At 36.2% G+C, this 22,614-nt stretch carries 18 protein-coding genes; 5 read left to right on the top strand and 13 right to left on the bottom strand.

Annotation, left to right across the window (positions count from 1 at the left end):
* Positions 1-1,190 precede the first annotated feature (1,190 nt).
* The 5 genes from AB1Z56_RS04570 to AB1Z56_RS04550 form a co-directional block, all read right to left on the bottom strand.
* On the bottom strand, positions 1,191-1,499 hold the full coding sequence (locus tag AB1Z56_RS04570; protein WP_259256391.1) for a hypothetical protein: 309 nt from the start codon (positions 1,497-1,499) through the stop codon (positions 1,191-1,193).
* Between the two features lies 1 nt (position 1,500).
* A complete protein-coding gene (locus tag AB1Z56_RS04565; RefSeq protein ID WP_426791232.1) occupies positions 1,501-3,684 on the bottom strand; it encodes a hypothetical protein in 2,184 nt (727 codons plus the stop codon).
* Between the two features lie 397 nt (positions 3,685-4,081).
* Entirely contained in the window at positions 4,082-6,559 is a 2,478-nt protein-coding gene (locus AB1Z56_RS04560; protein ID WP_426791231.1) for a head fiber protein, read from the bottom strand.
* A gap of 805 nt (positions 6,560-7,364) precedes the next feature.
* The gene (locus AB1Z56_RS04555; protein ID WP_426791230.1) at positions 7,365-7,985 is read right to left on the bottom strand and encodes a hypothetical protein; all 621 of its coding nucleotides are present in this window, start codon (positions 7,983-7,985) and stop codon (positions 7,365-7,367) included.
* Between the two features lie 160 nt (positions 7,986-8,145).
* Complete coding sequence (locus AB1Z56_RS04550) at positions 8,146-8,685, bottom strand: hypothetical protein (protein ID WP_259256395.1); 540 nt, start codon at positions 8,683-8,685, stop codon at positions 8,146-8,148.
* Positions 8,686-8,957: 272 nt separating this feature from the next.
* On the opposite strand from AB1Z56_RS04550, the gene AB1Z56_RS04545 reads away from it, so the two are divergent.
* The 3 genes from AB1Z56_RS04545 to AB1Z56_RS04535 all read left to right on the top strand — a co-directional run bounded on the left by AB1Z56_RS04545 (position 8,958) and on the right by AB1Z56_RS04535 (position 13,325).
* Positions 8,958-11,903 carry a hypothetical protein gene (locus AB1Z56_RS04545; protein WP_426791229.1) on the top strand — a complete coding sequence of 982 codons (2,946 nt, stop codon included), beginning with the start codon at positions 8,958-8,960 and terminating at the stop codon, positions 11,901-11,903.
* 825 nt (positions 11,904-12,728) lie between these two features.
* On the top strand, positions 12,729-13,007 hold the full coding sequence (locus tag AB1Z56_RS04540) for a hypothetical protein (protein WP_426791228.1): 279 nt from the start codon (positions 12,729-12,731) through the stop codon (positions 13,005-13,007).
* 153 nt (positions 13,008-13,160) lie between these two features.
* Positions 13,161-13,325, top strand: a complete 165-nt coding sequence (locus AB1Z56_RS04535; RefSeq protein ID WP_426791227.1) for a hypothetical protein — start codon at positions 13,161-13,163, stop codon at positions 13,323-13,325.
* Positions 13,326-13,836: 511 nt separating this feature from the next.
* Here the strand turns inward: AB1Z56_RS04535 and AB1Z56_RS04530 are convergent.
* The 6 genes from AB1Z56_RS04530 to AB1Z56_RS04505 all read right to left on the bottom strand — a co-directional run bounded on the left by AB1Z56_RS04530 (position 13,837) and on the right by AB1Z56_RS04505 (position 18,422).
* Positions 13,837-14,205, bottom strand: coding sequence for a hypothetical protein (locus AB1Z56_RS04530; RefSeq protein WP_426791226.1), 369 nt, complete (start codon positions 14,203-14,205; stop codon positions 13,837-13,839).
* A gap of 31 nt (positions 14,206-14,236) precedes the next feature.
* Positions 14,237-14,866, bottom strand: coding sequence for an SOS response-associated peptidase (locus AB1Z56_RS04525; RefSeq protein ID WP_426791225.1), 630 nt, complete (start codon positions 14,864-14,866; stop codon positions 14,237-14,239).
* Between the two features lie 59 nt (positions 14,867-14,925).
* Entirely contained in the window at positions 14,926-15,528 is a 603-nt protein-coding gene (locus AB1Z56_RS04520) for a DMP19 family protein (RefSeq protein WP_426791224.1), read from the bottom strand.
* Positions 15,529-16,244: 716 nt separating this feature from the next.
* Positions 16,245-16,367 (bottom strand): hypothetical protein, encoded by a 123-nt coding sequence (locus AB1Z56_RS04515; RefSeq protein ID WP_426791223.1) that lies wholly within the window; start codon positions 16,365-16,367, stop codon positions 16,245-16,247.
* 723 nt (positions 16,368-17,090) lie between these two features.
* On the bottom strand, positions 17,091-18,077 hold the full coding sequence (locus AB1Z56_RS04510; protein ID WP_426791222.1) for an Rpn family recombination-promoting nuclease/putative transposase: 987 nt from the start codon (positions 18,075-18,077) through the stop codon (positions 17,091-17,093).
* Between the two features lie 132 nt (positions 18,078-18,209).
* On the bottom strand, positions 18,210-18,422 hold the full coding sequence (locus AB1Z56_RS04505) for a hypothetical protein (protein WP_426791221.1): 213 nt from the start codon (positions 18,420-18,422) through the stop codon (positions 18,210-18,212).
* Between the two features lie 53 nt (positions 18,423-18,475).
* Here AB1Z56_RS04505 and AB1Z56_RS04500 point away from each other — a divergent pair, with 53 nt between their 5' ends.
* A complete protein-coding gene (locus AB1Z56_RS04500) occupies positions 18,476-18,631 on the top strand; it encodes a hypothetical protein (protein WP_426791220.1) in 156 nt (51 codons plus the stop codon).
* A gap of 1,156 nt (positions 18,632-19,787) precedes the next feature.
* Positions 19,788-20,294 (top strand): RNA polymerase sigma-70 factor, encoded by a 507-nt coding sequence (locus tag AB1Z56_RS04495; RefSeq protein WP_309361009.1) that lies wholly within the window; start codon positions 19,788-19,790, stop codon positions 20,292-20,294.
* A gap of 22 nt (positions 20,295-20,316) precedes the next feature.
* On the opposite strand, the gene AB1Z56_RS04490 is transcribed toward AB1Z56_RS04495, so the two are convergent.
* Positions 20,317-21,462 (bottom strand): cytochrome-c peroxidase, encoded by a 1,146-nt coding sequence (locus AB1Z56_RS04490; RefSeq protein ID WP_426791219.1) that lies wholly within the window; start codon positions 21,460-21,462, stop codon positions 20,317-20,319.
* 27 nt (positions 21,463-21,489) lie between these two features.
* Positions 21,490-22,614 (bottom strand): clostripain-related cysteine peptidase, encoded by a 1,125-nt coding sequence (locus AB1Z56_RS04485; protein WP_426791218.1) that lies wholly within the window; start codon positions 22,612-22,614, stop codon positions 21,490-21,492.

Genomic DNA, 22,614 nt, shown 5'->3' with positions numbered 1-22,614 from the left:
CTCGGGCTCCATTGATGAAAGTCGGTACTTGTTTTTTAATACAGATTCGGAGAACGACAGGATAGAAATCTACTCAGTCAACAACGATCGTATCTCTCTTTCCCCAATGGAAGAAACAAAAGACAGGTATTTAGTAGCATCTATAAATTCTAAAGAGTATAAAATAGAAAAGATCCGAACTGTCTTAGTAGCCTTTTTAATGAAGAATTAGAATATCTCACAAAAACTTTTGCGATAGAGCTAAATGCTGAATTGAACTATAGTGGCTCCTATGCTACTGAGGGTAATGAAATATATCAGATCTAACAATTAAATTGTCGGGTGGTATTCCGAGCCCCTTCTATAAAGAAATGCCTAGAAATTGAAAACTGGAATTGCAACAATAAGATAATCGCTTTGAGCGGCACATTTGTAAAAGGAAGTTTGGCGTCATATTTAAAAATAGCTAACCTATTAGGGAAATGAATAACAAAACGATCTTCATATCGATACACTTGCTTCCGTGCGTAATAGCATATTTAATAATGATGTACGGCGGAATAATTGGATTAAAACGTAAAGACTTTGGATTGGAAAAATATCTGAAGAAATCTAGTAATGCGACTGAAAAAAATGCTATTCCATACGGGGGCTTATATTTTATTTTGATTGTTAGTTCAATACTTTTCACAGTAACGGATATAATGGTGTTGAATAATATTGGTTCACTACAAGATAGCCAACTGACAAAGATACTGTTAGGAATTTGCATAATTCCGCAATGTATCGTAACCTTCGCATTCGGTCTATACTACGATTATTATTTTACTCAAATTATTCTACTCGGAATTGATTTAAAGAGCCTTAAGCCTTTAACCATAATTGGAATTTTATGTCTCTATATAATGGGTATACATCTATCGATTTTTCTTGCCGCTTTCTCCAAATGAGCTAGTATAATAGGGCTTTGCCTGTCACTAGATCATGTTAATATTTAAATATATACGTAAGTAAAGGTGCCTAATTTTGGTGATCTTGGACGTAATGAAGGTTTTTCTAAAAATTTCGATACGTTCTTTGAATTTGGTCATACTGGCACAACATGATTGTTATTTTTTCCAATAAAAAGCCTCCCTTATAACATCAAGGGAGGCAATTTCAGCTAGATGTCCGCTTGGGCTAAATGTTAACCGGCATTGAACTTTGATATATTAAGATGCCAGTATTCCCGCGGTCCTCAGCTTGGATTTCAAATCGCGAAGTTCCGATAATATGCCTTGTATTTCAGATTGGATGTAGGTTTCGCTTGGCTCTGCTGCTGAATTTCCTGATGCTGCAGCCTTACTTACCAGACCCTTTATTGTTACATCGGCAATGGGGATTGGGGCGCAGGATTGCCATGTAGTACCGTTCCAAATTTCTAGTACATTTGATGTCGTATTGAAAAATTCAAATCCAACAGTCGTAACATTAGGGCGCTCAGCCAGTGTTCCTGAAAGAATATATTTAGGTTTTGCCATTTTAGTAAGTATATGAGGGGTTTAATGAATAATTAAAATCAAAGTTCACAGTATAGGTACCGTCGGGGAATAACGTTGAATAATTATCTCCAAGTTCATGTCCAATGTACAATTCTCCAATAGTAGACATCATCATGGAATGTCCTTCGTGCGAATAGAGATCAATAACATTTTGAAATGGTCTCAAAAATCCTTGTATTTTAATTCCTGCGGATCCTCCTGAGACAGTAAAGGTGATACTTCCCTTTACCGTATTGTTTCGATTATTGATATTCTGTTGTATAGCATTGACAGAAATACCCGAAATATTCCCCGTTCCAGTCCATTTAACCACGTCAGAGGATAGTACAGCACGGCTAATATCACCATAATTATAAACATTATCGATAAGACCTCCCACAACATCCGAATAAACTCCCAGAAGAGTATTAATACAATTGTCCTTTATTATTGACCTTCTTAAGGTAAATAAACCTCCTGATTGATTGACAATTAAACCGACTTTATTCGTTGCTATATTTGAACGAAGTACAACATTATTATTTATCAATTGTATACCCTCAACTATGATATTCTCGCTGGTGTTATACCCAATTACCGCAGTCCTTATTTCATTTAAACTATTATCTTTAATAATTAAAGGCTTGTACTTGTTAAATGTAGTTGTATTATTTGTTTGCACAAAAAAGGCGGGTGTTTGGTTAGTATAGTCTCTATTATAGGATACTTGGTTTTTCTCGATGGTAACTGAATTGGAGAATGATATCGATATACAGGTAATCAAATTACCAATAAATAAATTGTTTCTGATATTTGCACGTCCTCCACGCAACTGAATCCCAATAATTCCACCTATACAGGTATTACTATCAAATGTAGTCAAATCAGCTCCGCCATGACTCCCTAAGCAAGATCCACTATAGTTCGACGCTATGTTTGACGATACTTTACAACTCCTCACCGTCCCTAAATGACTAGGAATTACTCCACTGAAGTCAACCGCTCTCCTATTATTAGAAAAAAAGCTATTCATAATCGTAACCCGGGTACTTCCATTATCTTGTATTCCATACGATGTGGCCGTACCATCATAATAACCGTCAATGATATGTGTATTTTCAATGTTTAAGCTGTAACAAGTATTGACTGAAATACCTGCCAACCCACTTACCTTACTAAATCGACAACTTGTGATTTCACCAGTTTTGTATGAAACTGATAATCCACCAAAAAGCCCTGTAGAATCTGCGAACAGTGATAAATTATTAATCCTAAATTCTTTCGGTCTATATATGCCATAGGACATGTTGAATGATGATGAAAATAATGTCATAATAGGTACGTCCAATGTAACCCTATTGTCCGTAACAGCAATGATTCGATGTGTCTCACCCAATGTAACATCGGTCTCTCCGGGTCTCGGATCAAAATCCCACAAAATTAATAAACTCCCTCCTGCTCCATAGTCCGGCACTGCAGCGGTTGCTTTAAAGCTAGTTCCTATATTATTGTCAGGAGCACCGACAGCAGTAAAGTTTCCTCCCGCCGATTTAATAACATAATTCCTACCAACAAGTATATTTCCAGATGTTTGAGGTATACATCTAATAACCATCAAGTCACCCACATTAATGCCACTGGTATCATCAAGTAATAATGATGTTGACAGTTCGTTAATATTTACGGTATTTACAATTCGTCCGTTCTTAATACTAGATTCATTAAATGTTATGTAAGGCTTCCCGATCGGATTTACATCTAGTTTTAGATTTAAACAGTCAATGTCAATTTTTATGCTAGTGACAGATATGGCTCTCTTTAATAAAAAGGTATTTTTAGAATTTCTCACTCGCAATCCTTTGCGCAGCACTTTTTCAATAATTTCCGCATCATCCGAAATACCATCTCCCTTGGCACCAAAGTATAAGGGGTCTATTTCTTCAAATTTATGTACTAACTTATTACCATTTATTTCGACGATACTGCCGTCGTCATTTGGGCCGGGATCCTCACCAGTTGGTGCCAAGTAATAAATAATCGGGGCAGGTGTATCCCCTTTTTCATAATACCCCAATAGCTCTACACCAGCATAGATTGGATCGTTCCCTTTTAATCTATCGATTTCGAGCGCAGAAAGATTGTTCATTTCCTGCATATTGTTTTTAATTAAAAATTGATTTGCCATATTTCTTTTGTTTTCATGTATAAAGCAAAAGTATGGCTGTAGGCTGGTCTGCCTGAGGAAAAGAAGTTATATGTAAGCGGTATATGGGAGATACCGAAAAGTCTGGTATAAATTATAGCATGGTTTGTTTTATGAGAAACCGGCTCTGATTTAATCAACAGTCATAGTATAATAATGAAATAGACAATTCAAAAAAAAGCCTCCCTTATTAACCGTTAAGGGAGGCAGTTTTGACTAGATGTAAGCCTGGAAGAAGTGTTAACCGGCTTTGGGCCTCATCTAATATAAAGATAATGAGTTTAACTCATTTCGAAACAGCAATCGTAAAATAAAAAAATAATGGCATTGAGATATAGTATATGCAATGGAAATAAGTATAATTTTCACAAATCCATTTCTATAAAGCAATAATACCGGCATTTCTAAGTTTAGTTAAAAGGCTATTAAAATCCGTAACAAGGTTTTGCACGTCATTTGCGTTGGAATCCGGTTGTTCTTCTGCCTGATTAATCAATCCTTTTACAGTCACTGTTGCTTCTGGGATACTGTTTTGCCAAATACTTCCATTGAAAACTTGTACTGTATGAATGTCCGTATTAAAGTAACCAAATCCAGTTGGAGCAATAGCAGATCTCTCGCTTGTAGATCCAACATTTCGAATAATCGGGTTATAATCAATATTATTTGTTAACCCTAATCGATTATACATTAACAAAGAAGGGGAAGCATTGCCAGATGTCAACTTAGTTATTAACTCACTAGAAAGATTGCTACAGATGTGATTTCCGTAAACCACCTCAGTGTTCAATGGGCCAAATTGCATAGAAGCATTTCCTAATATGGTATTAATATCCGATACAGATTCTACTTGCACACCATTTAATTTAGGTAGTTTCCATAAACAGTTTATAAATAACGTATTTAAGCTAGTGACGTTAAACGATGATGCTATCGCTCCGATTCTATTTAACGCTATAGTAGAATTTGTTATTGTATGCCTAGCATTGTTATTAACCGATCTATATGAAGAAACTATCGAGCCATTGACAACAACTTCACATAATAAATTAGCAGCATTAATCTTTATATTTTGACAATCAATAAACTCAAACTTAGGATATACTGAATCGCTAGAAGCTTGCTCTGTACCATTTTGCTGATTAATAGTAGGATATTGATTACTTACATCTATAGATTCACATTTAAAATATACATTAGTTAGCAATCCTCCTTCTAATAAACCTCCGAATTTATGAACTTTACCACCCGTAAGGTTATCTACTACTAATGGGCAAAATCCATCATTATTTATAGACTTCATGTCCTTTAATTCCACGTACTGAGGAAAGACAACTCTATTCTTCCCAATAGTAACAAGTTTTGACAAATTAACATCAATAATATTTAATCTTACTGATGTGCCACCATTATTGATATATTTGAATCCATTAATTTTTAAGGAATTACATAAAGATAAATCTTGCTCCATTCCGAAATCAAAGTCAGCATATTGATAGTTCAGTATCCTGCAACGAAGATTTGTAGTATTTATTAATACACCATTATTTATAATAATATCACCACTCCATACGGAACCAAAATCTTGTCTGAAAGCCAAATATATATTGCTGTGAATAGTTGTATTGTTTATAGCTAAAACACCGCCCCCAGCTACGGCTAGGGCACTCAAAAAACAATTGTTAATAATTATGTTATATGCTGAATAATGAACATCGATTCGCGATACAGAACAGTTTTCACATATCAAGTCTTTAACATGTAGTCCTCCCATATACCCCCATGCATTGTTGCCACTACTAGCATTCACATTAGATAATTTTAGCTTGGTTACATAGCGTGCACCTAAACCATATGTTCCTGAATTACCTTCATTCGCCCTTGAAACAGATTGTATATTTACCATGCTGACATCATAACATTTCTGAAATAAATGAAAACCAAGATCTGGGGATAGATTGTCGCTATAGTCAACATCGTCTTCATAAGCAACAATTTGATCGATGAATCGAACTCTAGACCTTGTACAATTAAATCCACTTATCTTGTACCCATTAACACTTGTTTTACAATTTAATTTAAAAATCCCTCCCTTAATAGTGGTGAAATCATCGCTGCATGGATAGGCTTTGCAGGAAGTATAGCCATCTAATTTACCTGATATTTCAGACATCACAGAACCATTCTCGCCTATATAAAATAATTCCGTATAATAATATCTTCCGCCACTTCCACCATTTCGATTTATAAATTGGTTTTCATTTTCTATAATAAAATAGTTATTCTTGTAGTTCTTAAAGAAATCAATAACTGATTGCCCCGAATTCAACTGCTGCATTACCCCTTGAGGGAGTGTTATGTTTGAATATTGTCTATCTGGTAAAACTTCAAATCTACCAACGGAGCTTATATCATATTCCTCATATAGATGAAATATAGACTTTCCAAAATCTACATTTACTTTTATGGGAATAGCTCTTTCCTGTTTCAAATAATATTCGCCACCAGTATTTACCACATTAATCTTTTTTTTGGAGGCGTAATCGAAAAGCTTTTTTAATTGAATAGAATCATCAATTAAATTATTCCCTCCGCGCACACCGAAATTAATAAATGAGAGATCATTATATACTCCTTCTAGTTTAATACTATTACCAATCTCAATAACGCTCCCTGCATTGTCCAGTTCAATTGTGTCTGATATATAATAAATAACAGGAACTGGGATATCCCCTTTAACGTAATATCCCAATAATAATAGACCATCATAAATACCTATATTCAGATCATTTACCTCACTTAACGAGATATTGCGTATATCTTCAAAAGTGTCTTTAACTAAAAATTGATTTGCCATATTTCTTTTGTTTTTATGTGTAGAGCAAAAATATAGTTGTTGACTAGCCTATCTGAGGAAAATAAGTTGTAAGTAAGCGGTATGTTGGAGATACCGAAAAGTAAGAAAATTCCGCCCTTATAATCAAAACTTTTATCGTCTAATGTTGGAAGGGAAAATCGAATTTTTATCCGAAAACAAAAGAACCGACATTGCCTCAAATCAACTAATGTGAACTTTAGCGACTACCTACTTTCGAAAGCACTGCTATTCCATAAATTGAAAAAAACATTTAATTTAGTAATTAAGAAGTACTGCTAAATAATAAAGAAGTCTTTGATCTTGCCTATTTAAACGCATCCGTACCGATTTTATCAATGAAATAAAAAACTAAGGTTTGATAAAGTAATACATTCGATTAACAGTCATTTTTGTGAAAGGAATTTTCCTGAAATATTGAAAAACAGCTAATTTATTATGGAAATGAGTATCAAAACAATCAGCATATCGATAGTCTTGCTTCCGTGCGTAATAGCATATTTAATAATGATGTACGGCGGAATAATTGGATTAAAACGCAAATACTTTGGATTGGAAAAATATCTGGATAGATTTAGTAATGCGCCTAAAAAAAATACCGTAGGTAGTGTAAACTGAACTGTGTCACATCACTCCTTTTCGGGTTCGTGCTTAGAGGCTGTAAGCCTCTAAGCACGAACCCGAAAAGGAACAGTGCAATAGCATATTTTTTACATCAAAATAAATTACAATTCCTCTTTATGAGGAAGACCAATTTAATATTCATAATTTACTTCAATTATAATTATCAATCTGCACTCATTTTCTTCACCAGATCCCTTACGAGATAACCAACTTTATAAACAAAGGTCTCCTCTCTCCATCGCTGACTACTAAATAAACGATGGTGATCAAAACCGAGTACATGCATATACTCATGGGCATAATGGCCTGCCAATGCTGCCACATCATCTATGGAAGCCCAATGATCCAATGCCGACGGGCAAATAGCCATAAACCCATCTCCGGCTCCGTCAATACCAAGTGTCTGATTACCAAAAATGGACGGCTTTTCACAATTATCTTTCCAATTAGCATCCCTTCCATTTACTTCAAGCGTTCTTACCCACAAGTCTACTATTCCATCAGTTGCAGCGCTATCTTTGGGCACCTTTTTTTCCTTCGCCTGCATAATAATATTATATAGTTGTTCTGAAGTATACCCTTGGTTCTTTTCCGCTTTCATCGCTATTATACTTTCTTTAAAATCGTCAGAATTAAGAACTTGTTCTAATGCAACAAATGCTTTTTTAGCAAAATCCTGATGCTTTCCATATCCAACAACAGAATGGGCCTTAACAGTTATTTTTTGGCTCAGACACACCTGTGTCCAACATAAAAGTATAAAGGCAAAAACAATTTTTTTCATAATGAAAACATTTAAATAATGAACAAGAGTTATAGCTCAAAATGATTGTTCGTAATTGATCAACTATACTTAAGTTTTCCCCAACAGTAGGTACGAAATTTTATTTCATAGAAAAAAACTCGATCAACGGTTTCTTTATGATGTTTATTGGTAAATGTTACTATTTGAATTTATTGGTAAGCTCGGCCTGACCACCGCTAAAGCTAAAATATGTGAACAACAGAATGGATGCTGCACGTTTTGCCTTTGTATTTGAAGGGGTAAGGTACATTTCAACTTCACTATTTTTCAGTAAACCATTTTCACCCCAGGATAGATCCTTACCGGAACCGTTTACAATCGTTCCATCTTCTTTAATTATAGTCAACACTTTTCCATTTGCATCCACAAACTGATCACCTGACATTTTTGCAAGCACTTTACCCTTGTTATCTTTGAGCTGCCCATTTGTTGACAATACACCAACTTCTTTACCCAAAATGGAGAAATGTCCATCCTGGCTCATTTTTAGCGCATCCTTAACAGTAGCATCGCCTATAGCTATTTCTTCTAAAACTATTGTATTAATAACGGTATCTGTAGGCACCTCAACTTGTTCTTTGGGTTGTTCCGCTGAAGTTTTATCTTCTGTATTATTATTACAGGAGAAAAGGCAGGATACCACTGCCACAGCTAGTAATGGAATAAAAATTCTTTTCATAATTTGAGATTTGGTTAATGCTTACTCTAACAGTTTTCAGCTACCCTGTTTCATTCACCACTAATATACAAACTATCAAAGAGTTATTTAAATTTTCCTAATAACAAATATGTACATCATTACTACAATACAGAAGAAATCGACCAATTTTTAATTGTTACGTCCTTCGGACTATTTTTTTTCACTTATAGTATATTTTTCACAACATTTACTATATTAGTACAAGCCAATTGACTGAAAGCCAAACAAGTCATTAAATAAAATATTGAGTTATGAAAAGACCTTACCTAATTATCCTGACACTTGCGCTATTTAGCAACTATATCATGATAGCGAATGGCCAGCAATCAAAAAAACAACTTCCTAAACCAGTTTTAGACTCCGCCATCAAGGTAGACACTAATGACCTAAAAAATAACATATTAGCTCCTTACAACCTATTTTATTTAAGTAAATATTTAAATAATCCCAACCTAAACCCCACTGAAACTGAATTGATATATAAAAGTCTCGTAAATTTAGTCGGTAAAGATAAGCTCGATATCGTTGGAAAGAATTCTCCATATAAATTAATTGCCAGTTTTAAAGAAGACGCTATAAATTCAAAAGCATTATTTATAAAAAAATTGTTAAACGAAAAAGGTATAAAAAAAAATTCACCTGGTTTAGATTCTTTAAATGATTTACTGGAAAGATATAATAGAAAAAATGATACAATAGCCGCCATCAAAAATAATATAAGCCTTTTAAATGATAAAAAAAGCAAAATAGAAAATATACTCAGCTTCTTGAACAAAAACGATGATACTGTTATGGGGCAAGATTCAATATCAATTATAATTGGTAAATATAAACCCTTACTTGAGAATCCAGAATTACAAATAACAACAATCAGTCAGCTAAAGGATAATCTATTAAGCACCAACAGCTCTTTAATTAGTAATATAGCAAATGAAAACAACAAGATAGATACAAGTCAAACATTAGCGAAAGAAACTAGGAAATTATTCGTCAAAATTGAAAAAAAAACATACGAAATGGCCGACCTCTTATTAACGAATGGAACTTTTTCAATAGATGCAAAAAGCTATCTCCAAGGACAGCAACCTAATCGGCAAGAATCTTTGCAGATCAACCTTACTACCGCAACGCAAAATGCGCAACAAAGTCTCAATTATACAGGATTAAGCATCCCCTCTCAATCTCAAATGATTGATGCTATGGCGATGTTCCTCGCAAAAAGAGCAAAGCAGGAAGCTGCGATATGGTTTATGGACCAGTTACGCAAAAGAGTAAACAATCCATTGATATATGATGTATTCCCTGCCACAATTGAATTGTTAAAAGGCCTCTCTGATTACCGGACCGCTAATTTTGGCACCTCTTGGCGATACGCGATCTCCAAAGATTTTGTTGAAATGCCACGAAATGTATCCAAAAGTAGCTGGACAAAACAATTTCTAACACCAGAAATCGCAGCAAATCTCGGCATGACAGTTGAACTTGGGTATAATATCGATGGTTTGATAAAAGCCCGTTACAATTACAGAGATATAATCCGCCAATTATACCTTAATCCTACTTATAGTCCTGATCCCAATATATCATCTAACAATGCGCAAAACATAAATCAATATGCACAAAATATTATTGGGCTACTTTATATAGCAACTAACGAATTGTTTACAATTAATGATAAGAACTACAGACTTCTAGGTTATGAGGAACTAAAAACATTAGATAAAAAACAATGGGATATATTAATGGAACTACTCAAATTGAAATATGGTGAAGTATTTGATAATCTACCGGGCGTCAAAGAAAATCTAATTATCAATAAGGAAAAAGTGATTGCTTGGCTGAGTCCGCTATTGATGTCATTGGGACAATTCGATAAAATTAATCAGGAACAACAGGTCTTAATTGAAAAAAATAAATCAGATCAGATGGCCCAATCGTCATACAACACATGGAGTATACTTGGACAAGTGATTTCTAACTTTGAAAATTACCCTCTCCTAAACAATAATGATAATAACGTTAATCAATATTTACAAAACTTAAAAAACGTTTTTGATATTATAGAAAATATTCAGGAGAAAAATTTCGTTGCCGCTGCACAGAATACATTAGGATTGGTAGATTCATATTACAATAAGGGCGTTTCTCAAAATCTTGCAGCTATAGATAAGTTGAAAACCTTTTATTTAAACAAGCATCCCGAAAATAATTATGAATTAAATTACGGCGGAAATAAAGCACTATTTACGATTAAGTTTAATAATAAGGATACGGTGGTAATAGAGAAAGAAGAATTGGAATATATTAAGTATTTGGGTACAAATCTACAGCGTCTTGATGAAAAGGATCGATCAGCTTTAATCATAACAAGTAAAAAAACTATTCAAGGAAGGAAGGTGCTATCAGGACTAGCAGAGAAAGCAGGCATATTATCTCGTGATAGCTTGAATAATAAAGATTTGATATACCTAATTAACCGTATAGCTCTTTACAAAATCGTCTCAGAAACCTATAACCCAAGTGAACAAGCTGCAGCACTAACTTTATTTTCAGGTTCAATTTCAAAAGTGGATACGCTTTTCTCAGCTTTACCAAAGTTATCAGAAATGTCGTACGCCAACCAACTGGTTAAACTGTCAGGATTTTTTGGAGACGTGATTTCTTCCTCTTCATCAGCAGAGCTAGCGAATGTAATCGAGTCGCATGCGCTACCTCCGACTTCATACAAATTAAAAAGGAAAATGTCTTCATCTGTTGATTTAAATGCTTATGTAGGAGCTTTTGCTGGAAGAATTATTCCAATTGGTAGTTCATCATTAAATTGCAAATGGACAGGCGGTATAACAGCACCAATAGGTGTTACCATAAGACCTGCAGGTACCTTTTTCAAATATTTCAATTTCAACGTGCAATTGCTGGAATTAGGAAACCTCGTAAACCACTATCTAATTACACCAGACTCAGCTTACAATAAGGACGTCCATTTTAGCGAAGTCTTTAGTCCCGGAGCTAATATTCTATATAATATTAAAAACACTCCCATTGTCGCATTCATTGGAGGAAAACTGCTTCCATTAAAAGCATACTACGACGAAGGACTTAAGAAAAGAATTAACGATAAGGCTTTCGACGCTGCGATATTTAGCATCGGGTTGAAAATTGATATTCCGCTAGTCAATCTATATTCCGGGGAGTGATCTTCTTATAGTCAATAACAAAATACCCACAAAATTCAAGATTATATGGCGTATTTACCTTAGGATCAAAAAATAAATTTAAGTAGATTAAAAAGATAAATAACTTAATTATGAACACATCACAAGAACTTATCTCTGGCATAGAGGCAACCGTAATTGGCGGCTTGATCCTTGCAATTATTTTATCGGGAACAGATCATTTGAAAGCTTTGTTCTCGAATTTGAAATTGTCTACTATGATTTCTCTTTCTCTATTATCGAACGAGATAAAAACAATTCTTCTTTCCGAGAGTTTCGTCTCTGTCTTTAATCCTGTTTCCAAGATTGTTATGCGGTGGACAGTACGATTTTCGTACGTTATTTGTGGCATGGTTATAATTCTAGGATGTTTGTTGGGCGAAAATCTTTTCTTTACTGTTCTATTGGGAGGATCTATTGTAGTGGCAGTTGAAGTTCCTTACAGGATGCTATGACTGACCTGAAAAAAGCAGCTCATTAATCAATAACATCTTATTTCAAAGAGTTTACCGATTGATGGTAAACTCTTTGAAACTTGAACTCTTTGCAAGCACTAGTTTGCGCCTTTAAACTTTAGATAGTAAAGTTGCCCGACGATTGATAGTTTTTGAATGGCTTGGATGATTGCAGCCATATAATTTGTTTCCCATGATCTGTATATCTTATCTTCCGCCCTATTGAAGTTTCATCGTCAAGATTAGCCCTATACATTGAGCCCAATCATCAGATGGGGCTGTATAGATTACCAATGGGAAAAATTGATATAATAGCATTTAATCTTCACTAAATTTTGAAATCAATTTTTCTTTGATATCGATAGCAAAATATATCACTGGATCCAAAATTTTCGATAAAGATGATGACGATTGGGCTACCAATATCGACTTTGAGCCTAAACAGAAATATTTTTCATTCGGTAATGAGTTTTTAAAAGATAAAGACTGGCAGGATATTTTAAAATATACGGAATCGTTAGTCCAATCATATGTAAAATCCGAAGATTTCAAAACTTCATTTTTTGCCCAAGCGATAGCAATAACGGTGGGATTTGATGATGGCGAGTTAACGATAATAAAATCTCAATAACTATGGATCTTATCACAGTTGTTTGCGGGATTTTATTTAAAGAAGATCTTGTTCTGATTTGTCGACGGAAACCTGAAAAGTCTTTAGGAGGCTATTGGGAGTTCCCTGGACTTTTTCGATACTGTCCATCATTACGATAGTGGCGCTATCAAATTGATTTCTTTCATCTGTGAGACCGAGAATATTACTACAGAGTCTACCGATCATGATCAACTCGAGTGGGTAAAGGTTGATGATCTATTAAACTGGAAACTCGCTCCGGCAGATATACCTATTGCGAAGGAACTGATTGAAGAAAAAGAAAAAAATACCAGATAATGAAGGGCAGATAAAACTCATGATCTATTAATAAAAACATCAAAAGGAACAAGAATGATAACGAATATTCCTAGAGCAATTGGTCGGGTATACCAATATGAAGGCTGCCCAAACATTTTCATAATAAGTCAAACTATAATGCTAAAAATGGCTAGAAACAAGCCAGATGCTTGATTATCATTAATACGCTAAAATAAGTAAAAGAATTGACACGCTAGGTCTTAAATCAATTCTTAACGTTATTTGGAAAAAGACTCCAGTTATAAGGAATACAACTGGAATCCGCAATTTTTATTTACACACTTATTTGGACTGCCCACGAAAAAAATGAAAAAGATTTTTACTTGGTTAATGTATGTCGCTGCTTTTTTTTCTGCAATTATTATATTGTTGTTTATTTATTTGTCTGTTGACCCATTTCGTAAACAAAAACAAAGAAAACTTTATTATAAACGGATCGAAGAAATAAAAACACGTAGGAATCTTTACTGACAATTATATTTTAAAAGCTCTACATCTTCAGTGCCAAAGCCCCATCTTTAGTGACCAGACTAGACCAACCCGAACGTGCCCCTACGGCAAGTTTCGCGATCAACCTTTCGGATAAAAATATCTTAGCTACTATTTCTTCCCCAAAATCCCAAATGACCTCAACAAGCGTCCAAGCGTTGAATGGGTCAAGATTTTTTCTAACAAATTCCGCAGAATTTAAAAAGGGATGGTTCTCCTCTATTTGCAATTCTGGCTCACTCGGAGTTGGTGCAACATTGTATAGCCACACATGGGCAATAATATTTTCACCTTCTTTCCAAAGGTAAGCATAGCAGACCTTATCGTCATCTTCGATAAATACGGCGAACTCAGGGCGATCATCTGACACATATTTGTTAAACTTGCCATTGGATACTGATTTAAAACAACGAAGTCTGTGCCGTATCACTCCCCAATGGCGGCAATCTTTCCCAATCAAATTGCTCATAACGGTGTTTACCATCGGGGCGGTTTGGATATCCTCTCAAGGTATACACTGGATAATGCTTCAACTTTTCATTTGGCATTTCAAATCGGAAAATCGGTGGCATATCTTCTTCGTTAATATCTTCGATCCATTGACGCTCGAGATCCTCCGGCAAGAACAAAGGCATACGGTGTTTATTGGGCCCGTCATTATGGATATTGGCCATCACTTCATTGGCTGCGCGCGTAAGCATACCAAACGATCCTACGCGTTCAACTACACCATCTTCATCCACCGTCTCATGCCACTGATACAGACCTGGCAAATAGAATAGCTCTCTCCCCGCTTCACCGGTGAAATAAGGCACTTTCTTTTTCCAGCCCTTTACCGCACGATGCTCAAAGGTACCACTTACAGGGATAAGGCAACGTTGCTTGCGCAAGCGATACCAATAGGATTTTTTATCTTCTAGGATACGCTCGCTACGCACATTGATCATATTGCGCCGGCGATCGGCCTGCAGCTTCGGATCGCTCAAAGCGCTGCAGCACGAAATGGGCATAGCCCGACTCGACGAGTTCACGAAACGAACTTTTGGTAACTTGTTCAAAGGGATTGTACAGCATAGGGCTAAGATAGGATTTAATCAGTAAACTCTTTCTTGTTCTTTCGTATGTAGTCAACCTGAATTTTTTGCAAGTTTTCAACGTCATTAAGTTTATAAAATTCCTCGTCAAATTTGTTTAACGGATTGTTCTCATAAGATTTACTAAAACCTTCTACCGTACCATCCTGATCTTCGGTTATTTTCGATTTCTCCTTTTCAAATGTGCTGTTTGCTCGCTCGGTCAGATCAGCAAATTTAGAAGCGCCAACTAATTTCAACGCTTCTGGCAGCGCAGCGGCAAATTGACTGCTTGAATTAAAATAAAACTGGTTATAACCACCATTATTTACTTCTGCTTCTAATTGGCTGATCATATAAATTGCTTGTCTAGATTTGTTCCAAGACAAGACGATTTCATATTCTTTATCATATGCCGCAGATAACTTACGAAAGAGGTTATCATAAACGACTTCCAATAACATGTCATCCGATGTCGTATCAATAATTTGCTCGGTTAATGGAGTCTGAATTGATGGCTTATTATTATTTTGCTTCGTACGTTCAGAACAGCCAAACAAATTTAAAATCATTATTATAATTCCAATGGTAATAATCGGTGTTCGCATTGATTTTATCATCTATAAATCTTTTTATTACTCAAATATAAACATTGATTTGTCATACTTTCGTGTTTTATGTATCTCGCAAAAGTATGGCTGCTACTGCGGCCCGGTCTTTTTTCATTTTTATCAAACCAAGCTCTTAAAAGAATTGTCCATCTATTGTCGATCGTTACGTATCAGTTTAGATTGATTTAATTGTATGGTCAGGTATTTAGACCTGGCCATTTTAAACGTATTTTCCGGTCCTATATGGATCTGTCTATAATTTAGTTAGGGGCTAATCGAAAGATTAGTCCTTTTTTTGAAAAATAATGAACCATTCTATCAGAATTATGTTCTTCACCAGGTTAAGTTAGTTTGTTTTAGTAGTTATAAAGGTCGGGGATTCATGTCACCGGCCTTTTTTATTTTTTGTAAACCATTATTCAAGTTTAGTTGTACTTACTTTGGATATTTAATGAATAGATTGCAGGCTTGATAGTATCGCATTTATCAGGCCTGCATTTATGAAAATTCTTTCCCAACAAGGGATCAATATATATTGGCCGGATCGTTCAGCCTTTTTTATAACGTAGGTATTTCCCCGGACTCGATCATCTCGATAAAAATATCAGCTTGATCTCTGGTGTGCCAAAAGTTGTAATTGAAATGTACTCGCCAGCCTTCTGTAAAAAACGATTGCGTTAAAAAGTAGGTTTGAAAGCCCACAATAAATTTGAGAGGAAAAATCACTAAAATAGTTTTGCAAGTATACTTTCAAAGGTGACCAAGATATTTTCGCCATATTTCTGCTGTGCTTTTGTACCTAAGAAGTTCTTTTTCAATTCTGTTTTTTCGGAAACGATTATCTGCATTTTATAGGATATTGCAAAACTCAGTTACCGGGACGGAGATATTCCCGAGAAATGGTGGCAACCTGCTGTTCAGAAACTACTGGCTTTAGTAAGGGATGATAACAAAACAACCGGTGATTTAAATTAATTTTTTTCAAATACAAGGCACCCTTATTAACCGACAAGGGAGCCTTTCTGACTATATATCCATTTAGTTACTGAACCACAGCCTAACATGGAGATGGTTAACCGTGTTGCCGGAATGGCAGACGAACTCAGAAGGCCTATGATGCTGATTGTGTGGGCACAAAAAAGGCCGGAATAAACCAGCCCTGATATATATAGTTATGATCCCAATAATGGGATAGTCGGTTTCAAAAAATGCTGGCCTAACAAGTGCAAATTAAGCCAGCAAAAGCAATCTTCTCATTTTTCGTATAAAGGACAACAGAAATATAATATTCGTTTGAAAAAATAAAAAAAACCTTGAGGAGGGGGATCTCAAGGTTTTTTACTACCTGTTATTAACTAATTTATGAAAGTATAGGTATAACAATGGTTGATTTGCTTTCGTTTGATCTTTTATAAAAAAGTTGAGCTCGTCTCCACGGTCTTACAATTATTTTTATTTAAATGAGAGCTTATTCAAAATGGTATTGTTTAAGACCAACTTAACCTATAAAAAAGGAAAAGGCCACTTTGACAGTATCCAAGTTGCCTTAAAATCTTATATTGTAATCTGTTTTATTTTCCTTTAGCCTTCTCTGCCTCGATCTGCTTTACAAACTCTACAGTGACGTTCGCTAATTCGGCTATCTCCGATATTGAAAATTTATTCGAAGACAAAAGATTTTTTATTACTTCCGCCTTTCCTTCGGCTTTTCCGATAACTTCTCCTTCTGCTTTTCCTTCTGCTTTTCCCTCAGCTTTTCCCTCAGCTTTTCCCTCAGCTTTTCCCTCAGCCATTGCTTTTTCGCGCGCTCGTTTCAATTGCTCCTCCTGACTACTTCGGATACTCTCGGCATCCCATTTATTCCTTAAACTTACGTTGTACATCTCTCGTTCCTCCGGTTTTAGTTTGCTATACTCTGCTAACTGAAATAACTTCTCAAAAATAGGCTTACGCAAATAAGTGGAAAGTCCATTTAGCGAAGACATATTTTTTAGTACATAAAGCCAACGATCTAAATCATTAACTAACTCTGCCTCAGCTTTAACAAAGTTAACCAATTCCACATATATAAAGCCTAGATCGTCATAAAATATTTTACCATGATCTCGATAACATAAACAAATATCGTGCAGAAAATACTTCTTATCCCCCGCATCAGGCATTGCAAATCCATCCATCAGTACAATGATATAAACTTCACTAATTGCATAATTCCAAGCCCTTCGGTTGCCTTTGGGTGCCTGATCCGCTATCAATTTGCTACTGTAGTAAAGCATGCGCTTTTTCAAATTATCCTGCGCCGTGCGCTGCACTTCAATAATAAAACGTTCGCCATTGTCTGCCGTGCAGGTCAGATCAAAAATAACGGTACCGATATCCTCTGTATCCCCGACATGCTCATTTTTGTTATAATACAGGTCGGCAATAATCTTGCGGCCTCTAAACAGTTCGTTTAAGAAAGCGATCAGAAGATCTTTATTGGTATCTGATCCGAAAACTTTCTTAAATCCATAATCTGTTGTAATATCGATATATTTCGATTGTTTCAACTCACTCATAATACACTGTTTTTAAATTGGTTAATAATACAAATATAAGTAAATAAACATTTTAATGCTAATGTTTTTAGTATTAAAATGTTAGTATGTATATGAATTAAAACAAGTTCCCCAATGAAGATCATTTCCGTCCTACTCACTCCTCGGATCCGGTTTTAGCGGCATCTTGGCGCAGCGGATCACCTCAATGGAAGGGCAACCGTATTCCAGGACAACTTTGCCTTCAACCAAATAGATTCCGGCCCCACGGAGCGGATATTTGGCTAGGGTCTGTGGGAAATGGACGGTATCAAAAAATCGTCCCTCGGCATCGAGGAACGTTCCGAATTTCATCCGTCGGAGCACATCGGCATCGGCCATATCGAGTCCACCGTAGGCATGCGCATACTTATAAACCCATGAAAGGAAATCTGGAACAATTGCTCGCTCGAACTTGCACAACTCCACTTTGGGAGGACGATTTATTGTCAATAGACGATGCGCTGTTATTGGTGGGTACAGAAAGCGTGCACGATGATTGGATCGTGCTGGTAAAGCAGAAAAGGGGGAAATAAAAAGCCTCCCCTGTTAATCGTTAAGGGAGGTAAAGTCAGCTAGATGCTAACGTAAAACTTATTTTAATGACTCTGTATGTTAGTCTATTGTATGCTATTAATTAAATCTAAGGGGAACAGAAGCCTGTAAATAGAAACCTGTACTCCCGTTGATGATATTTGCATTTTTACCAACTCCATACCAACTAGCTCTATTACCCCAATAGATACTTCCCCTTCTCTTACTTTTGGTTAATGGAAAGAAATATTCAGCATAACATTTTTGAAGAAATGAACAACTTTAGGTTCAACTACTCTTTCTTGTTCGTTTGGTAGTACAGTTATCAATTTAGGCCCTGCAGTGATTATTAATGTAAAATTACTTTGAATGAGGCTTAACGGAGAATGGAAATATTTACCATCAATCGTCAACGCCCCCTTTACACTAGAGATATGATTTACAGCAACTTGTATCGTTTATAAGGAATGACCAAAGTGTAGATCTATCTAAAATATTTAATATCCCTAGTATTCCCTATTATATTTATATCGATAAAAATGGCGTGATCAAGGAAAAAGGAAGCCATTTGCGACCTGAAGTAATGGAAAGCAAACTGAACGATATATAGTTCGAACTCATAAACTACGCGGTATGCGGGAAATACCGAAAAGTCTTTAGGAGGCTATTGGGAGTTCCCTGGACTTTTTCGATACTGTACATCATTACGATAATGGCGCTGTCGAATTGATCTCGTTCATTTGTGAGACCGAGAGCGGAAAACAGGTATTATCTCAGGTTATAGCCCCAATCACGTGTTTGAATATGCGTCAGAAGGTAAATTACAGCGGACTTATATAGGTGGTTTAAATTTTGAGGGCGAGGATATATTGCCCGGTGAAGAAAGGATGACGACTGTTCGTTTTCTCCTTGTAAATGAGCTGGAGCAATATTTGACAAAAGGCCGTAAATGGTGTTCATAAAAAGCCCTATGCTTTTCCGATGGATGTACCAACTTCCTGGGCTGAAAATCATATTCCACTTGATAGTATCAACGGGATTCTTCTAGATTACATCACATCAGTACCACGATAAAAACAAATTTTAAAAACATTATTTGTAATCATTCTAAATAATATTATATTTGAATAAATAATTTCGGCTGTATCATCGTTACTTATGTGGACATTTGGAAAATTGAGATCTTTTGAAAAACTTTTTAAATCATATTGGTTTAAAGTGTACGATATGTGCTGTTATTATCTCAAAGAGACTGAAATGGCCAAAGATCTAACGCAAAACATATTCTTGGATCTTTGGGAGCGTCGTGTCAATTTTGAAAGCAGAGTTGATATGGAAAAGTATTTAACGAGGTGCTCTAAATTTCAAGTGCTTAATTATTTCAGATATGCTCGTAGAATTGAACTTTTGGCATTGGAAGATATGCCTGAACAACATACGGCAGATTATCTAAGGCCAGATTTGCAGATGCAATACAAAGAAATTGAGGAACGTATTGAAAGGCAAATGCAAAAATTATCTGAACCAGCACGTACAGTTTTCTATCTTAGCCGAAGAGAGTATCTCTCCTACAAACAGATAGCTGAACGCCTAGGCATTTCCACTTCAACGGTCGAATATCATATCAGCAATTCCCTTAGAACTTTACGTCGGGAATTGCTGTAATCTAAACTCTTGCCTATTTTTTCTATCTCGGCAATTGTTCGGGTCTACGCATTTTGTATTCTGTAGCTGTAATTGCACCCAAAAAAGCAATCACATCCTGTATCTCTGATTTAGACAATTTGAGCGCTTTCATTTTGGGATCCGTAATCGGAGCCATTGGATCTGCAGCTTTGACTGCCGGTTTAGCGGTATTCATCTGCATTCCACTGTTGTAGATGTTTAGTAGCCCCGTAATATTATCAAATAGACCATTGTGCATCCATGGAGCCGTGTTCATAACATCTCTCAATGATGGAGTCCTGAATTTCCCCACATCATTAGGATCTCCTGTCACGTGGTAACGTCCGAGGTCTTCATATTTACGTTTGTAATAAGTGAGCCCGATGTTGTGAAAGTCCTCATCTGTCAAATATTGTCCATAATGACAGTTCATACAGCGTGCCTTGGTGCGAAATAAATGTAATCCTCTTATTTCTTGATCATTCATTTTCCCATAATCACCTTTCAAAAAAAGGTCGAACCGACTTTGTCTGCTAGTAATAGTACGCTGAAAAGCAGCAAGTGCTTCGGCAATTTGATCAAAAGTAACTTTTTCTCGATTAAATGCTGCTTTAAAAAGTGTCCTATATCCCTTATATTGCGCCAGTTTTTTGGGCAGTTTCTTAAGATCCATAGCCATTTCATCATGTGCAGCGATCGGGCTTTTAACCTGCTCTTCTAAGGTGGTGGCCCTACCGTCCCAGAAAAATGTCTTTCGTTCGCGTACATTCAATAATGAAATAGTATTTCTTTTCCCTTCCTGGTGATCGTGTCCTATGGAAGTCGACAGCTTGTCAGCCCATGAATTTTGCGGGCTGTGACAGCTACTACAGGAGATTTGATTGGATCCCGAAAGCAATGGATCAAAAAACAACATTTTGCCCAATACGACTTTCGGCTGTTCCATTAGCTGAAAATAGGTGGTATCGAAATCTGGTAAGGAAGAAAACTCTTTCCAGGTTGTACCAGAATCAATAGTTGGCTTGGGCCAATTTGAAGTTGGCTGGCTGTAAGCCGCTCTTAGGGAGTCCATACCGAGCATCGTCCTTTCGACAGCAAACTGTTGATAAGAGGATAATAAAACTGCGAGCAAAATACAAAGCCCTAATACGATACTAATCTGTTTCATTGGAATACATTTTTACTATACATTGAGTTAAGGCACCCATTTAAAAAGATAATTCGCATCACTCGCATTATACCAATCCAATGTCTTATAATATGGATGCACCCAAGCGTTTTCAACATGGGGTATATACATAGACAAACCACTATAGGATCTGATTATTTTACCATTAAATTGTGCTGTATGCGCTTTAAATAATATACTGGATGTTAGTGCTTGTTTCAGTCCGCTCAGATCAGCCTCAGGAAAATTGAGCTGATAAAACTCCAAAAGGTCAAATCCTGCCGTCGGCGAGCCTTCGGCAAAATCCAGACGCTGTACGTTATCTCTTTCTAAAACAGACCAAGTAGCACTTTGTAAACGTAGTATCTCTCCTACCTGCGCCGCCAGAATTGGCAATTTTTGATTATCGACCAACGTTATCGTCGCCGACCGATAAGGTCCATTCTGCTGGTTATAGTAATCGTAATAAGCCTGAGCCGCCTGGTTGAGCCCATGGACTAAATCCGTTTGATATAAATACCTCAACATGGTATGATACGGCATTCCCACGGCGATCACCTCTGCAGGAGATGCCAATATATAATGCGCCTTATCCCTAAGTTGATAGATAACCTCCACACTTGCCATTGAGCAGGCATCAAATACCAAAAAATCCAAAGCATCGGGTAGTGCATTTTTTAATGATATAATATCCATTGTCTCTCCGGCGTCATCGCCAAAAGATTTTAGTCTGATCGATGGATCAGGTAACCAAGACGTGGCATGTGACCATAGTATCAGTCCATATGATTCCGCAGGAGCCAAGGCTTGCATATCCTGAATAACGGATCGCATGACCAAAGGATCTGATGAATTATGTTCGGCGTAAGTTTTGACAATGCGGCTACCAATAGCTGTTCCGGTGTCATAACTTATTTCATAAATGGCAGGGGCAACATTTTTCAAACGCGCATATACCAACAGTTTGCCATCGACATCTTTAAACGCAGACTCCATCTGGTTGATATTGGTGTATGCATCGCCATTCAAGCTGTTATTCGCGGCCATATAGACCATTACGGTTCGTCCTGTGGGATGTGGTAACTCGTCCTTGGCACAGCTTGAAAAAGCGAGTGTTAAGACATAAAGTATAAAATATTTAATGGATCTCAT

Origin of the sequence: Sphingobacterium sp. WOUb80 (assembly GCF_050058145.1) — a bacterium.
Lineage (GTDB): Bacteria > Bacteroidota > Bacteroidia > Sphingobacteriales > Sphingobacteriaceae > Sphingobacterium.
Note: the sequence above shows the minus strand (reverse complement) of the source record. Positions and strands in the feature narration are given on the sequence as shown.

Bases quoted from the DNA above. Each gene is read 5' to 3' on its own strand.
- AB1Z56_RS04570 (WP_259256391.1), bottom strand. From the start codon at position 1,499: ATGGCAAAACCTAAATATATTCTTTCAGGAACACTGGCTGAGCGCCCT.
- AB1Z56_RS04565 (WP_426791232.1), bottom strand. From the start codon at position 3,684: ATGGCAAATCAATTTTTAATTAAAAACAATATGCAGGAAATGAACAAT.
- AB1Z56_RS04560 (WP_426791231.1), bottom strand. From the start codon at position 6,559: ATGGCAAATCAATTTTTAGTTAAAGACACTTTTGAAGATATACGCAAT.
- AB1Z56_RS04555 (WP_426791230.1), bottom strand. From the start codon at position 7,985: ATGAAAAAAATTGTTTTTGCCTTTATACTTTTATGTTGGACACAGGTG.
- AB1Z56_RS04550 (WP_259256395.1), bottom strand. From the start codon at position 8,685: ATGAAAAGAATTTTTATTCCATTACTAGCTGTGGCAGTGGTATCCTGC.
- AB1Z56_RS04545 (WP_426791229.1), top strand. From the start codon at position 8,958: ATGAAAAGACCTTACCTAATTATCCTGACACTTGCGCTATTTAGCAAC.
- AB1Z56_RS04520 (WP_426791224.1), bottom strand. From the start codon at position 15,528: ATGATAAAATCAATGCGAACACCGATTATTACCATTGGAATTATAATA.
- AB1Z56_RS04515 (WP_426791223.1), bottom strand. From the start codon at position 16,367: ATGCAGATAATCGTTTCCGAAAAAACAGAATTGAAAAAGAACTTCTTA.
- AB1Z56_RS04510 (WP_426791222.1), bottom strand. From the start codon at position 18,077: ATGAGTGAGTTGAAACAATCGAAATATATCGATATTACAACAGATTAT.
- AB1Z56_RS04500 (WP_426791220.1), top strand. From the start codon at position 18,476: ATGAAAGGAAATCTGGAACAATTGCTCGCTCGAACTTGCACAACTCCA.
- AB1Z56_RS04495 (WP_309361009.1), top strand. From the start codon at position 19,788: ATGTGGACATTTGGAAAATTGAGATCTTTTGAAAAACTTTTTAAATCA.
- AB1Z56_RS04490 (WP_426791219.1), bottom strand. From the start codon at position 21,462: ATGAAACAGATTAGTATCGTATTAGGGCTTTGTATTTTGCTCGCAGTT.
- AB1Z56_RS04485 (WP_426791218.1), bottom strand. From the start codon at position 22,614: ATGAGATCCATTAAATATTTTATACTTTATGTCTTAACACTCGCTTTT.